This window comes from Pseudomonas sp. S3_A03, from assembly GCF_054668275.1.
Map to the genome: position 1 here is coordinate 1040393 of NZ_CP162753.1, position 14269 is coordinate 1054661.

At 61.3% G+C, this 14269-nt stretch carries 9 protein-coding genes and 5 pseudogenes; 4 read left to right on the plus strand and 10 right to left on the minus strand.

Going from position 1 to position 14269, the window contains the following annotated elements; all coding sequences use genetic code 11:
• The first annotated feature begins 10 nt into the window (after positions 1 to 10).
• A pseudogene (locus AB4O25_RS04465) lies at positions 11 to 1803 on the plus strand (thiamine pyrophosphate-requiring protein).
• 224 nt (positions 1804 to 2027) lie between these two features.
• On the opposite strand, the gene AB4O25_RS04470 reads toward AB4O25_RS04465, so the two are convergent.
• From AB4O25_RS04470 to AB4O25_RS04490, 5 genes and pseudogenes are all read right to left on the minus strand, one after another.
• Positions 2028 to 2270 (minus strand): hypothetical protein, encoded by a 243-nt coding sequence (locus AB4O25_RS04470; protein ID WP_065879131.1) that lies wholly within the window; start codon positions 2268 to 2270, stop codon positions 2028 to 2030.
• Positions 2267 to 2521, minus strand: a complete 255-nt coding sequence (locus tag AB4O25_RS04475) for a DUF6555 family protein (RefSeq protein ID WP_065879130.1) — start codon at positions 2519 to 2521, stop codon at positions 2267 to 2269. The genes AB4O25_RS04470 and AB4O25_RS04475 overlap by 4 nt, the downstream gene beginning before the upstream one ends.
• A gap of 110 nt (positions 2522 to 2631) precedes the next feature.
• Positions 2632 to 2913, minus strand: coding sequence for a hypothetical protein (locus tag AB4O25_RS04480; protein ID WP_116078864.1), 282 nt, complete (start codon positions 2911 to 2913; stop codon positions 2632 to 2634).
• 44 nt (positions 2914 to 2957) lie between these two features.
• A pseudogene (locus tag AB4O25_RS04485) lies at positions 2958 to 4267 on the minus strand (SDR family oxidoreductase).
• 85 nt (positions 4268 to 4352) lie between these two features.
• A complete protein-coding gene (locus tag AB4O25_RS04490; RefSeq protein WP_116078860.1) occupies positions 4353 to 4775 on the minus strand; it encodes a low affinity iron permease family protein in 423 nt (140 codons plus the stop codon).
• A gap of 122 nt (positions 4776 to 4897) precedes the next feature.
• Here AB4O25_RS04490 and AB4O25_RS04495 point away from each other — a divergent pair, with 122 nt between their 5' ends.
• Positions 4898 to 5398, plus strand: a complete 501-nt coding sequence (locus tag AB4O25_RS04495) for a CinA family protein (protein ID WP_460150567.1) — start codon at positions 4898 to 4900, stop codon at positions 5396 to 5398.
• Between the two features lie 33 nt (positions 5399 to 5431).
• Here AB4O25_RS04495 and AB4O25_RS04500 read toward each other — a convergent pair whose 3' ends face one another.
• The 5 genes and pseudogenes from AB4O25_RS04500 to AB4O25_RS04520 all read right to left on the minus strand — a co-directional run bounded on the left by AB4O25_RS04500 (position 5432) and on the right by AB4O25_RS04520 (position 11080).
• Entirely contained in the window at positions 5432 to 5686 is a 255-nt protein-coding gene (locus AB4O25_RS04500) for a hypothetical protein (protein ID WP_065879125.1), read from the minus strand.
• A gap of 201 nt (positions 5687 to 5887) precedes the next feature.
• Entirely contained in the window at positions 5888 to 7132 is a 1245-nt protein-coding gene (locus AB4O25_RS04505; RefSeq protein ID WP_460150941.1) for an OprD family porin, read from the minus strand.
• A 95-nt stretch (positions 7133 to 7227) separates the two neighbouring features.
• A pseudogene (locus tag AB4O25_RS04510) lies at positions 7228 to 8531 on the minus strand (CitMHS family transporter).
• A gap of 134 nt (positions 8532 to 8665) precedes the next feature.
• Positions 8666 to 9979 carry a dicarboxylate/amino acid:cation symporter gene (locus AB4O25_RS04515; protein ID WP_460150568.1) on the minus strand — a complete coding sequence of 438 codons (1314 nt, stop codon included), beginning with the start codon at positions 9977 to 9979 and terminating at the stop codon, positions 8666 to 8668.
• Between the two features lie 43 nt (positions 9980 to 10022).
• Positions 10023 to 11080: pseudogene (locus AB4O25_RS04520) on the minus strand (4-oxalomesaconate tautomerase).
• A gap of 190 nt (positions 11081 to 11270) precedes the next feature.
• On the opposite strand from AB4O25_RS04520, the gene AB4O25_RS04525 reads away from it, so the two are divergent.
• A complete protein-coding gene (locus AB4O25_RS04525) occupies positions 11271 to 12161 on the plus strand; it encodes a LysR family transcriptional regulator (RefSeq protein ID WP_017529057.1) in 891 nt (296 codons plus the stop codon).
• Positions 12162 to 12684: 523 nt separating this feature from the next.
• Positions 12685 to 14215 (plus strand): annotated as a pseudogene (locus AB4O25_RS04530) (sensor domain-containing diguanylate cyclase).
• Positions 14216 to 14269: the final 54 nt, after the last annotated feature.

Below are 14269 nucleotides of genomic sequence, written 5' to 3' on the forward strand. Positions count from 1 at the left end.
GAGGCATCCGATGACGATGACAGTAGGCGACTTTCTGGTCGAGCGGCTCAGCCAGTGGGGCGTGACTCGTATCTTTGGCTATCCGGGTGACGGCATCAACGGCGTGTTCGGCGCCTTGCGCCGGGCCCAGGGCAAGATCGAATTCATCCAGGCCCGTCACGAAGAAATGGCCGCGTTCATGGCTTCAGCCCACGCCAAGTTCACGGGCGAGTTGGGGGTGTGCATCGCCACCTCCGGGCCGGGTGCCTCGCACCTGATCACCGGGCTGTATGACGCGCGCCTGGACCACATGCCGGTGTTGGCCATTGTCGGGCAGCAGGCGCGGGCAGCCTTGGGAGGCCATTATCAGCAGGAGCTGGACCTGGTTTCGATGTTCAAGGATGTGGCGGGGGCATTCGTGCAACAGGCCACGGTGCCCGCGCAGGTGCGCCACTTGGTGGACCGGGCCGTACGCACGGCGGTCGGCGAGCGCCGGGTGACGGCGATCATCCTGCCCAACGATGTGCAGGAGGCGGCCTATGAGCCGCCCGCCAGGGCCCACGGCACCCTGCATTCCGGCGTGGGTTATACCAAGCCGCGCATCGTGCCTTACGAGGCCGACCTGCAGCGCGCCGCCGAGGTGTTGAACGCCGGGGAGAAGGTCGCCATCCTGGTCGGCGCCGGTGCGCTGGCCGCCACCGATGAAGTGCTTGCCGTCGCCGATGCCTTGGGCGCCGGTGCGGCCAAGGCGTTGCTCGGCAAGGCCGTGTTGCCGGATGACTGGCCCTGGGTGACCGGTAGCATCGGCCTGCTGGGCACCGAGCCCAGCTACAAACTGATGACCCAGTGCGACACCTTGCTGATGATCGGTTCGGGCTTTCCCTATGCCGAGTTCCTACCCAGGAAGGCCAGGCGCGTGGCGTGCAGATTGATCTGCAACCCGACATGCTGAGCCTGCGTTATCCCATGGAGGTGAACCTGCTCGGCGATGCCGCCGAAACCCTTTCGGCGTTATTGCCCTTGCTCAAGCGCAAGACCTCGCGCAAATGGCGCAAGCAGGTCGAGGGCTGGCGTGCCACGTGGGATAAAACCCTGGAGAAACGTGCCCTGGCCAAGGCCACGCCGATCAACCCGCAACGGGTGGTGCACGAGCTGTCGCCGCGCTTGCCCGACCACGCCATCATCACCAGCGACTCGGGCTCATGCGCCAACTGGTTTGCCCGCGACCTGAAGATTCGTCGTGGCATGCAATGTTCGCTGTCCGGCGGCCTGGCCTCCATGGGCGCGGCCGTGCCTTATGCCATCGCAGCCAAGTTCGCTCATCCGCACAGCACCGTGATTGCCCTGGTGGGCGACGGCGCAATGCAGATGAACAACATGGCCGAGCTGATCACGGTGGCCAAATATTGGCGGCAATGGCAAAGCCCGCAATGGATCTGTGCGGTGTTCAACAATGAAGACCTGAACCAGGTCACGTGGGAGCAGCGCGTGATGGAAGGCGACCCCAAGTTCGAAGCTTCGCAGGCTATCCCGGATGTGCCCTACCACTTGTTTGCGATTTCGCTTGGGCTCAAGGGCATTTTTGTCGAGCGCGAGGAGCAGGTGGCCGCCGCGTGGGAGCAGGCCCTGGCCGCGCAAGTGCCGGTGTTGATCGAGTTCAAGACCGACCCCAACGTGCCGCCGTTGCCGCCGCATATCAAACTGGAGCAGGCGAAGAAATTCGCCACCACGTTGCTCAAAGGCGATCCGGATGAAGCGGGCGTCATTGTACAAACCGCCAAGCAAGTGCTGGCCGGCGTACTGCCGGGAGGCGGGCGGAAATAAAAGGCAGGTGCCAGGATGAATCAGCGAACACGCCGCAACCAGGCGCAACCCGAGCAAAAGGTGCGTCCCGAAACGGCTAAACGAAACGGTACACCGCAAGACGAAGCGGCCGACCGCCCAGCTGACGCGCACGTCGATCAGGGCGGTGTGGCCCCTGGTGGTCCTTCGAAAGATCCCGAGTCGGGGGCCTCGACTCTCAGCCCTGCCTTGCGCAGGGCTGACGCTCACTTGTTGCGCATCGCGCGTCGGACGCGCATCCAGTCTCGATACGCTGCGGTGCGTTGCGCGTCGGCAATTTTCTTGGCCTCGAGAAAGCGCGCCCAGGTCGCCGCATCGCCGCTGTAGGACTCGATGATCTGGTACGCCTGTGCGTCCAGTCGGTCGGCCTCGAAAAACATCTTGGCGTTGTGCGCCATCTCCTCGTCCCACATTTGTCTGGTCGTGTAATCAAGAGTCTGGCTGTTCATTGTGTGAGGCCCTCCGCCCACTGGATCTCTTCGGAGCCGCTCCAGCGCACATCCGTGATGCCATATTTTTCCGCCATCGGTTTGGACACACGCTTGAGGGTGTGTTGACCAAACCTGGGTATGACTGCCACACCGGCATCGCAACTGGCCCAATGCCATGCTTGGGCATTGTTCATCTGCGCCGCACGCACGATGAAGGACTTGGGCTCACCATGGAGCTGATACCGGATAGTGAATAAGTTGTGTTTCACGAGACCTCCTTATGCTCATGAACTACAGATGTTTGGCGCCCACGAAGATTCAAAAGTTGTTCGACAAACCGATGGCCGAGCCGGCGGGCTTATCCAGGGCCGGGAATGTCTCAGTCATCCACCGTGAAGGTTACCCAGCCCGGGCCTTCAGCCGGCCGTTGCAGGTCGACGATGACACCGCTGACGGACGTGCCATCCGGCAGGTTGACGGTGACCACGTTAGGGTTGCCCGGCCACTGAAGGGGCGCATCGAACTTCAGGGTGGCAATGGTCGGTTTCTCTGAGCGGCTCAGGTGGATACCCACGTCGGCATTCAGACATTCATCCGATGGCGTTCCCAGATGGCGTGACGCGGTGATAACACTGGCAGAACCTTGGTAATCGTAAGACATGCGGGTACCTCCAATAACAAAGGAGGGGGCGGTTGCCCCCTGATTTATGGGCGACGCTTATGGTTCGCTTGATAGTTGCGCGCCACCGCAAAGCCGCCGACCAGCAACGCGGCGCCTGCGGCCACGAGCCAATAGGGTGGATGGCCGGCTTGTCGCCAGCCCCCTTCGACGCGACGTTCGCCGGTGGCAGGAGCGAATAGATTGCCCGACGACGTCGCGCAGCGGGGGCTGCGATTGAGGCCGAAGCGGGTAAGCCAACCGGACAGTTGCGGGAAGGCCGGGAGCACCAAGTTGGCGATTCGAGCAACGGTGGCGGCAGCGCCCACGGTGGTGCTTTTGCGCGGTTGCAGCGCACAGGCCACCATCGCTTGCGCCACACGATGGGGGTCGTACACCGGTGGCGGCGGCTTCAAGGCGTGGCCGGTAAAGTTGCCGCCGTCCCGAAAGCCCGGAGTGTCCATCACCGCTGGGTAAATGTCGCAGACGTGAATGTCCGGGAAACCCACCAGTTCGCCGCGCAGCGCTTGCGTCAAGCCCCGCAAGCCGTACTTGCTCGCTGAATAGGCGGCGGCGTAGGGCTGGGCGACCCAGCTTCCCAGCGACAGTGTATTGATCAGGATCCCGCTGTTCTGCGCCTTGAAATAAGGCCATGCCGCGTAGGCGCCTCGCAGGTAACCCAGCAGGTCCGTTTGCAGCACCTGCTCGTGAGCTTCCAGCGGGGTGTTTTCGAAGTTGCCCACCGCGCCGACACCGGCATTGTTGATCCAGATATCGATGCGGCCATTGCCAAAGGCAGCGGCCTGTTCGGCCAAGGCCAGCATCTGATCGTTGCGGGTTACATCGGTTTTAACCGCAATCGCCTCGGCACCGCGCACCGCACATTCCTCGACCACCTCGTCCAGGGCCGCCTGGTCGCGGGCGGCCAGGACCAGGCGGGTGTTTTGCTCGGCAAATGCATGGGCGGCGGCGCGTCCGATGCCACTGGAGGCACCGGTGATCACCACCGTTTTGCCGTGCAGTCGGCCGTGGTGTTTTTGCATGACCGGCGCTGGGGCCGGTGGATCCTGCGGCGCGTGCACCGGCACCGGGCGCAGCTTCAGCCGAGCACCATCGTGCAACACCAGGGTCAGGTCTTCGACCGTGCCGGCAACGCGGTCGGGGAACACCGGCTCGCCTGTGGCATCGAGTTCGTCGTAGATAAACGTCTGGCCTTCCAGCCAGCCGACCGCCGTCATCAGTTCCGGGCCCAGGTAATATTTTCCATCCAGGAAAAACCACCAAAGTTCTTCGTTCGTTCCTGGTTCTCTACTGCGTAGCGTTCGCCAGGTCTCATTCCGGTTGCTGAGTCAATCATGAAGGCATCCTCCGTTCGCTGGTCCTGCGATAGAGGCGGGCCTGCAAATGATCGTTCAATTCAAATGACCGAAGGAGGCTGGCATTCAATGTTGCTGATCGTGGTTGGTCACCCGCGCTGCGGCGTCGTCCCGCGCCTTGGGCAGGTTCTCGCCAGCGGGGTCGTTCTGGCCCAGCGCGCTGTACTGCTCGCGCAGTTTCTTGAGCTCTTGCGCGCCCAGCTTATCCAGGGACAAGACCGTGTTGTGCGCTTCCTTGGTGGCACGGATCAACTCATCGAGCTTCAAATGCAGAATGTCGTTGTCGCGGTTCTGCGTGTTCTGGATCAAAAAAACCATCAAGAACGTGATGATCGTGGTCGAGGTATTGATGATCAGTTGCCAGGTATCGTCGTAGTGGAAGTACGGCCCCGTGAGCGCCCAGACGGCAATCAGCGTTACAGCCACGACGAAGGTTTTTGGGCTGCCGGCCCGGTTGGAAAGTGCTTGGCAAAATTTGGTGAAGCTCATGATGGAATCCCTCTGTTGTGGTCTTTTGTAGACCGCAGCAAAATCTCGAAATTCTTTTTACAAACCCGCCGGGCTTTACCAGAATCAATCAGGAAAACGCCCTTCGCGCAGGAGTCATGAGCATGTCGGTAGCCACGTCCACCATCGATTACCTTAAACATAATCAATTGGTTATCACCACGGCCGAGTCATGCACGGCCGGCAGAATCATCGCGTTGCTGTCGCAGGTCGAGGGCGCGGGTTCATGCATCGAAAGCGGCTACGTGGTCTATTCGCCGCAAGCCAAACAACGCTTATTGAACGTACGCGCGTACACCCTGGAAACCTTCAACCTGACCAGTTGCGAGGTGGCTCAAGAGATGGCTTGCGGCGCTCTGCGCGATAGCCCAGCGGATGTTGCCATCGCGACGACGGGGCTACTGGGCCCGGACGCGGTTGACGGCATCCCGCCCGGCACCGTGTGTTTTGCGTGGGCCTTTCGCACCGGACGCGGGCTGAGTGTGTTCAGTCGAAAAGAGCGCTTCATGGGCGGGCGTGAGCACGTTCAACAGGCCGCATCGGAGCATGCCTTGAAATGGCTGGCGCATTTTCATCAACGGGCCCTGGCAGGTGAACAGGCTTAGCGCTTCGACGAGCGGGGCCCGGCCTTGAAACCATTACCCCGCAGATGACCGTCGGGACGACTGCCTGGACATGACCATTTCTTCGAGTATTTCCCGGGTGAGCCGGTTGATTCCCGATGGGCCGTGATAGTGCGCGCGTTGGATATTGGCGATGGTGAACTGCTCGGCATCATGCGCCAACACCGTAACCGACAGGCTGCTGTCCGGGTTGATCGCGCATTTGACCGCGCAGTTGGGCAGGCGCGCCGACAGCGCCGCTTCAATTTCTGCTTTCGTTAACCTGTCCATTAATTCACCGGGGCAAGAAGTCGGAACACGACAAGGCTAGCGCAGAAAACCGCTGCGTAAATACTGGCGAGATAGTGGCTGTTCTGGTCGACGCGCCGCGTTTAAGTGCACAAGCAACCTGAGCTGGCTGATCGGTTGGCCGGGGGTGGAACGCGACCCCGGCCAGTGGGCAAAAACGCCTGAAGCCCATCGTTTATTGAACTACCACAGGGCAATGTCATAGGTCAGGTAGAGGCGGTTGCTGTCGCGGCCCCGTGAGAACTCGGAGCGGTAGACATAGTTGCGCATGCGCACACCCAGCCCCTTGAACGTGCCGGCCTGCACAACGTAGGCCAGCTCGGCGTCACGCTCCCATTCCTTGACTGTTGTGGTGGACTTGCCGTCATTGCCGCTCAGGTAGCGTGCGGAGAAGGTCAGGCCCGGCACGCCGACGGCGGCGAAGTTGTAGCCGTAGTTGAGCATCCAGGTCTTCTCGTCCTCCTCGATGAACTTGCCGATACCGGCGTTGCTGAACGAGTACACGGTGGCACCGCTGATGTAGGGCAAACCGGCATCGCCGCGCAGGGTCTGGTAGCCGCCGCCGAGCGTATGCCCAGCGATTGCGTAGGACAATTGACCGCTGAGCAGGTCATTGTCGATTTTGCCTGCGTACGCCGAGCCGCTATCAACGCTGTTGAAGTAGCGCAGGTCGGCGGTCAGCACGCCACCGACCAACGGCAGGTCGTGCTGGATACCGGCGAAGTTCTGTCGGTAGAAATTTTCGAGTTCGCCGTAGAAATAGCTCAGGCGGGTGCTCTTGCCCCATTTGTATTCGGCGCCGGCGTAGTTGAAGTCCCCTGACTTTTCGCCGCTGTAGCCATCCGGCACGATCGGCACGCTGTCGGTGGAGTCGCGCAACTTGAAGCGGTCCAGGTGCCCGCCAGTGACGATCAGGTTCTCGATGTCGGTGCTAGTGACCTGGGTACCCTGGTAGGTCTGTGGCAATAAGCGTGCGTCGTTGTAAATCAGCACCGGGGTCTTGGGCAGCAGGGTGCCGTACTTGACGGTGGTTTTGGCGAACCGGGCTTTGACGGTGGCGCCGGCGCTGGCAAATTCACCGGCCGCGCGGCCGTCATCATGCACCGGCATCAGCCCCGTGCCGCTGCGACCGCGCCCTGAATCGAGCTTGACGCCATAGAGCCCCAGGGCATCCACGCCCAAACCGAGGGTGCCTGCGGTGAACCCGGACTGATAGTCCAGCAGGAAACCCTGTGCCCATTCTGTGCGCTCGCTTTTTGCCGTCCTCGCGGCCCGTGCGCTCATGCCGTGTTCGTCGCGAAAGTGCTCGTTGAAATACACATTGCGCAGTTGCAGCTTGAGCTTGCTGTCATCAATAAAGCCTTCGGCATTGGCACCGGCGAGGGGGGCCAGGCCGAACGCGCAAAAAAGGGCCCGACGGGTATACATAGGGTTCATGGCAAACGTCTCGTTGTTGTTATTCGGCGTACAGGGCAACACGCGCCTCGTAAGCGAGGCGCGCTGGAAGGCTGCAGGGAGATGAATCAGGTAAACAGGCTGATGGCCCCGGTGAGCAAGGCCAGCGCGGTCACCACCAGGGAGGTCAGCACCGCCCATTTGACGGTGGCTTTCTGGAAGTCGCCGATATCACGGTCGACCATGCCCACCAGCAACAGGGTCGAGGCGACCAGCGGGCTCATCAGGTGCACCGGTTGCCCGAGGATCGAGGCCCGGGCAATTTCCACCGGGTCGATGCCGTATGCCGCCGCGGCATTGGCCAGGATCGGTACCACGCCAAAATAGTAGGCGTCATTGGACAGCACGAAGGTCAGCGGCATGCTGGTGATCGCGACCACCAGCGGAAACAGGTGGCCCCAGGACGGCGGAATCCAGTCGACCAGGGTCTGCGCCAGGGCGTCGACCATCTTGGTGCCGGAAAAAATCCCGGCAAAGATCCCGGCGGCAAATACCAGCAGCACCACTGTCATCGCGTTGCCCGAGTGCGCCAGGATGCGTTCTTTCTGAATGTCCAATTGCGGGTAGTTAATCATCAGCGCGAGCACGAAGCCGATCAGGAACAGGATCGCCGAGTGCATGAGGCCCATCACCAGCGCGACCATCACTGCAACCACCAGCGCCAGGTTGACGTAGGCGAGTTTCGGACGCTTGTGAGGGTGTTTTCAAGAATGGCGTTGATGTAGCAATCGCCGCCACCGCTTTGCAGTTGCACGTTGCCGATACGCTTGCGCTCGGCCCGCCCCAGTATGAAGGCGGTGAACACCACCCACATGGCGCCGCCGATCATCGTTGGCAGCAACGGCACGAAGTATTCGCCGGCATCCAGGCCCAACGCGGCGATGGCCCGGGTCGCGGGGCCGCCCCAAGGCGTCATGCCGCTCATGATGCTCAACGACAGCATGGAGATGGTCGCCAGGATCATCGGGTTCATGCCGATGCGCTTATACAGCGGCAGCATCGCCGCGCAGGTAATCATGTAGGTAGTGGTGCCGTCGCCGTCCAGAGCCACCAGCAATGACAGCAGCGCCGTGCCCACCGCGATTTTCATCGGGTCGCCGTTGACGCGCTTGAGGATTTTGCGGATCAGCGGGTCGAACAACCCCGCGTCGATCATCAGGCCAAAGAACAGGATGGCAAACAGCAGCAAGGCGGCGGACGGCGCGACCATTTTCAGGCCGTCGAGCATCATCTTGCCGGTGGTGCCGCCGAAACCGCCAATCACCGCGAAGACGATGGGCACCACGGTGAGCGCGACGATCGGCGACAACCGCTTCGTCATGATGAGGACGGTGAATACGACCACCATGGCCAGGCCAAGGAAAGCGAGCATAGGACGAGTCTCTTGTTGTTATCGTAAGAATGGCTGACGCCGAGGCGCACGGGCCCTTGCCCGCCAGGCGGCACAATGGCGCCTGGCGGGGAGGGGGGCTCGGTCAAGTCAGGGGTAGGTGTTTGCGGTTGGCGCTAGACGCGTTTGGCGACCTTCAGGTCTTCCCAGGCTTCTGCCTGGGCCGCATCGGGCTTTGCGTCGAGCATTCGCGCCAGCGTTTCGCGGTTGCAGGCATTTTCAGACATCGACATCACCACCGTCGCGACCGCGTTGCTGGCCAGGCTGGTCAGGGCCCGCGCTTCAGACATGAAGCGGTCAACGCCGATCAGCAACGCCAGGCCGGCCAAGGGGATGTCGTGAATGACCGTCAGGGTCGACGCGAGTGCCACGAACCCGCTGCCGGTCACGCCGGCCGCGCCCTTGGAGGACAGCAGCATGATCGCCAGCATGGTAATGATCTGCGTCAGGCTCAGGTCAATGTTGCAGGCCTGGGCAATGAAAATCGCCGCCAGCGACAGGTAGATAGCCGTGCCGTCCAGGTTGAACGAGTAGCCGGTGGGCAGCACCAGGCCCACCACGCCTTTCTTGCACCCCAGCGCTTCGAGTTTCTCCAGCATGCGCGGCATGACGGGTTCCGTGGACGACGTGCCGAGTACCACCAGGAACTCTTCGCGAAAGTAACGCAGCAGTTTCCACAGGCTGAAACCGTTGGCGCGGCAAACGCTGCCCAGTACGACGAATACGAAGAAGCCGCAGGCGATGTACAAGGTCATGATCAGCTTGGCCAGCGAGCCCAGCGAGGTGATGCCGTACTGGCCGACGGTGAACGCCAAGGCGCCGAAAGCACCGACCGGCGCAAAACGCATCAGGTAGGCGAAGATCTTGAACACCATGTGCGAGGCGGATTCGAGTACGTCGAGCACCGGCTTGCCACGTTCACCCAGTGACGACAACGCAAAACCGGACAACACCGCGATAAACAGCACCGGCAGCACTTCCCCTTTACTGAAGGCACCGATAAAGGTGTCGGGGATGATGTGCATGAAAAACTCCACCACCCCAAGCTTCGCGGCCGACTCGGTGTACTGGGCCAGGCCCTTGGTACTCAGTTGGCTGGGGTCGATGTTCATGCCGGCACCCGGCTGGAGCACGTACACCGCCACCAGCCCGATCACCAGGCTGATCACCGTGAGCCCGAAGAACAGCAGCATGGTTTTGCTGAGCAGGCGGCCGAGCGAGCGTTTGTCGCTCATCCCGGCGATGCCGGTGACGATGGTGCAGAACACCACGGGGGCAATCATCATCTTGATCAGCTTGATGAACGCATCACCCAGCGGTTTGAGGGCAATAGCCTGCTGGGCCCAGAAGTGTCCGACCACGATGCCCAACACCACGGCGCAGAGAATCTGGAAGTAGAGCGATTTAACAACTTTCATGGCATCACCCATTTTTAGAATTGTGCGGATGCAAAAATGCCAACGGCCGCCGAGATTATCCGGCGAGGCGCTGCGAGTCCGTGGCATAGACGTAGCCGGAAAAAGCCTGCGCGCGGTCCGTACGACGGAAGCCTGGATGGTCTCACCCTTGACGCCGGTGTAGGACAATACAACATCAATCCCGCCGCTGGGGTGCTCGATACGCACCGCCTCCAGGCGCGGCGTACTGACCCCGCCGAGCATCTGCGCGACGATGCTGCCGTCTGCCACGCAGGCGGTGGCCAAACCAATCGAGCCGGTAATGGCCAGGGCGCGGTGGCAGTTATGCGGCATGAAGTAGCGGACCTGGATCGTACCGCCGGCTTTGGCCGGCGAAACCAGTACCGGCTTGGGAATCACTTTGTCGCTGACATCGCCCAGGCCCATGGCCAGGCCTGCCTTGAGCCGCAATGACTCAAGGCGGCGCAGGAAGTCTTTATCGGCGTCCAGTTCAGCCGGGCTTTCATCGCCACGCTTGCCCAGTTGGCTGGCTTGGATCAGCACCATCGGCATTGCCATGTCGATGCAGGTCACCGCGATGCCTTCGATCACGTCTTGCGTGTTGCCGGTGGGGAAGAGTTTGCCGGTCTTGCTGCCGGCTGCGTCGAGGAACGTCAATTGCACCGGTGCTGCGGTGCCGGGCACGCCGTCGATGGCGGTGTCGCCTTCATAACTGACTTTACCTTCCGGTGTGTACACCTCGGAATGGATAAAGGTGCCCGTGTTGACGTTGCGAATGCGTACCCGGGTGCGCCCCGGCGTGCCTTTGACCAGGCCCTGTTCGATAGCGAACGGGCCGACGGCGCACAGCATATTGCCGCAGTTGGGCGCGCTGTCGACCCGGCGTTGCGACACCATCACTTGAACGAACAGGTAATCCACGTCTGCGTCCGGGTGCAGCGACGGGCTGACAATCGCCACCTTGCTGGTTTGCGGGCTGCCACCACCGATGCCGTCGATCTCCAGCTCGTGGCCGGAGCCCATCAGGTTAAGCAGCAGTTCGTCACGGGCCTCAATGGCCGCCGGCAAATCCCAGTCGAGAAAAACCGGGCCTTTGGAGGTGCCACCGCGCATCAGCACACAGGGGAATTCTTTGCATGGGACTGACTCTTGTTGATCAATCGAGGTAATTGATGCTCTGGAGGCAAGAGTCTCAAGCTTTCAGAAATGTTTCCAATGCAAAGATTGACAGGATTATTGCGTTTGACGAATGAAAAATGTGCGCTAAATTACCTCCCGTCGCCCTCTGCCGATGAGAAAAGCCATGGACTATGAGCTCAACGATATTCGATCTTTCGTGAAGATCGCCGAACTGGGCAGCTTCCACGAAGCCGCCGATGCATTGCACCTGTCGCAACCCGCGCTCAGCCGCCGCATTAAAAAACTCGAGGAAGGGTTGGGCACCGCATTGCTTGATCGCACCACGCGCAAGGTCAGCCTCACGAGCGTCGGCCGCGACTTTCTGCCCAAGGCGCGCCGCCTGCTGGATGACTTCGACGAGTCGATTCTCAACATCCGCGAACTCGCCGAGCGCCAGATCGGCCGGGTCACCCTGGCGTGTATCCCGACGGCCGCGTTCTATTTCCTGCCGTCGGTGATTCGCCTGTACAACGAGCGCTACCCGAAAATCCGCATCCGCCTGTTGGACTTGAGCGCCAACGAGGGGCTTGAAGCGGTGCTGCGCGGGGAGGCCGATTTCGGTATCAACATGATGAGTGGCCAACACCCGGATATCGAATTCGTACCCTTGGTGATAGAGCCGTTCGTGCTGGCCTGCCGGCGTGATCATGAGTTGGCCGGGCGCACGTCGGTCACCTGGTCTGAACTGAGCGATTACCGCTTGATCGGAGTCGGGCGCCTGAGCGGCAACCGCATGCTGCTGGATCACGCCTTGTCTGGCTTGAGCTGGCGCCCGCAGTGGTTTTACGAGGTGCAACACCTCTCGACGTCGCTGGGCCTGGTGGAAGCCGGGCTGGGCGTTTCGGCGATGCCAAGCCTGGCCATGCCTTCCCACGATCACCCGACCTTGGTCAGCGTGCCGCTCATCGAACCCGTGGTGAACCGTTCGTTGGGCCTGGTTTACCGGCGCGGGGCATCACTGTCGCCGGCGGCGGAAAAATTCGTTTCGATACTGCTTGAACAATGGCCGCAGTAGTCACCGGTTAAAGGCATTGCGCCCATGCCATTCGTCCTTTTCGTTGCACTTGGTCTTCAGCGGTCGCTCCAAACGGGTTCCTATCCTGTGAACTGGAGATTTTTCCATGAAACATGAGCCATCCAACCAACAGTACCGGCCCGTTGAAGAAGCTGGCACACCCAACGAAGACGGCTGCGTGATCGGTACTGCCGGCCGTGACGAAGACCCTAACGCGACAACCGATTGGGACCACCCCGAGAGCCGTCCTCCCGCGGGCGAGGACAGCGCCAAGCCTGCCAACGGCACTCCGGGATTGACCGCGTGCCCTCGTCCGATAACGACGCAGCTGACTGAACGTCAGGCGTCGCTTGGCCTGGAGCATGCGTTGAGCCCGATCAATAAGGGGGTGCGAGCACGCACTCTGTTGCTGCGGCCGCGTCGCACTGCTTGTATGCTCGCGCCTGGGAACACGTGGCCACCGTAAAGTGCCGATGTTCAAATGATGGCTGGAATGGAAACCGGACTTCCTTAAGGTACTGATGTGAAGCGTGATACCCGCCTTGTAATGCTCTTGCTGCTGATGATTGGCTGCTCGCTGACCTCGCTGACAGTCTGGAAAATCCTGTCGTCCCGTGAGCGGGCGCTGGCCGAGGTAGACGTTCATGGCTTGAACCTGACCCAGGCACTGAACACCTACACCGAAGGCGTCGTGCGGCAAAGCTCGCTGTTGTTGCTCGGGCTGGTCGAGCGCCTGGAAACCGAAGGCGATGGCCCGGCGCAGATCCAGCGAATCAGTGCGCTGATCAACCGCAAGCTGCCCTTGATGCCGCAGCTCAGTGGCATCACGCTCTATGACAATCAGGGGCGCTGGTTGATGTCGTCCAACCGGCCGATTCCGGTGGGGGCCAACAGCCGCGACCGTGCTTATTTCATTCACCATCGCGACGATCCCAGCCGTGAGCCGTTTATTGGCCCGCCGATCCAGAGCCGTTCCAATCGGGAGTGGGTGATCACCATCAGCCGTCGCTTCAATGACGCTCAGGGGCAGTTCGCCGGGGTGGTGGCCGTGACGCTGGGGGTGGAGAATTTCTTGCGCGTGTTTGGCAAAATTGACGTCGGCCGGGACGGCGCCATTGGTTTGTCCTACACCGATGGCACCTTGTTGGTGCGCTATCCCTTCCGCGAGCAGGACATGGGCCGCAACTTTTCCAAGTCGCCGATCTATGCCAAATACCTGGTCGAGCAATCCGTTGGCACCGCCTCGTACACCTCCAGCCTGGATGGCGTGGAGCGGCTGTATGCGTTTCGCAAAGCGAAACCTTGCCACTGATCACCACCGTGGCGTTGGGCAAGGACGAAGCGCTCGCCGCATGGCGCACCGAGGCGGCGCTATCGGCGGTGGTGGTGGCGGGGCTTTGGGGTTGACCGGGCTGATCGGCTGGCTCCTGCTGCTGGACATACGCCGACGCACCCTCGCGGAAGCGGCGTTGCACATCGCTCAGCAACAATTGCTTGAGTCGAACCGGCAACTGGAACTGTTGGCGATGAAGGATGCGCTGACCGGCCTGGCGAACCGGCGCTGTTTCGATGAAACACTGGCGGTGGAAGCACGCCGGGCACAGCGCGACGGTTTACCGCTGGCCTTGCTGATGATCGATATCGATCACTTCAAGCGGTTCAACGATGCGCTCGGCCACGTTGCCGGCGATGCCTGTCTGCAAGCGGTCGCCACGCTATTGCAAGCGTGTGTGCGACGCCCGTCTGACCTGGTCGCACGTTACGGCGGCGAGGAAATGGCAATCATCATGCCCGCGACCGGCAGCCAGGGCGCAGAGGTGGTGGCGCAATTGATACTCGACCGTCTGCACCAGGAAAACATTCCCCATCCGGGCAGCCCGTTTGCGCGCGTGAGTGTGAGCATTGGCATTGCTACGGCGACCGGCGCGCAGTTGCAGCCGGTGCTCGGGTTTGTCGAAGCCGCCGATCAGTCGCTTTACCGCGCCAAAGCGGCGGGCCGCAATCGGTTTTTCCTGCAGGGCGACACCCCAAAAGGCGACCCACTCGCGAGCTAACTGCGCTAGCCCGTCCAGCGCTCACCCGCTACTTTGCGGCACAGAAACGGGCAG

Coding starts and splice junctions, on each gene's coding strand:
- AB4O25_RS04470 (WP_065879131.1), bottom strand. CDS start 2,270: ATGAACAGCCAGACTCTTGATTACACGACCAGACAAATGTGGGACGAG.
- AB4O25_RS04480 (WP_116078864.1), bottom strand. CDS start 2,913: ATGTCTTACGATTACCAAGGTTCTGCCAGTGTTATCACCGCGTCACGC.
- AB4O25_RS04490 (WP_116078860.1), bottom strand. CDS start 4,775: ATGAGCTTCACCAAATTTTGCCAAGCACTTTCCAACCGGGCCGGCAGC.
- AB4O25_RS04495 (WP_460150567.1), top strand. CDS start 4,898: ATGTCGGTAGCCACGTCCACCATCGATTACCTTAAACATAATCAATTG.
- AB4O25_RS04500 (WP_065879125.1), bottom strand. CDS start 5,686: ATGGACAGGTTAACGAAAGCAGAAATTGAAGCGGCGCTGTCGGCGCGC.
- AB4O25_RS04505 (WP_460150941.1), bottom strand. CDS start 7,132: ATGTATACCCGTCGGGCCCTTTTTTGCGCGTTCGGCCTGGCCCCCCTC.
- AB4O25_RS04515 (WP_460150568.1), bottom strand. CDS start 9,979: ATGGGTGATGCCATGAAAGTTGTTAAATCGCTCTACTTCCAGATTCTC.
- AB4O25_RS04525 (WP_017529057.1), top strand. CDS start 11,271: ATGGACTATGAGCTCAACGATATTCGATCTTTCGTGAAGATCGCCGAA.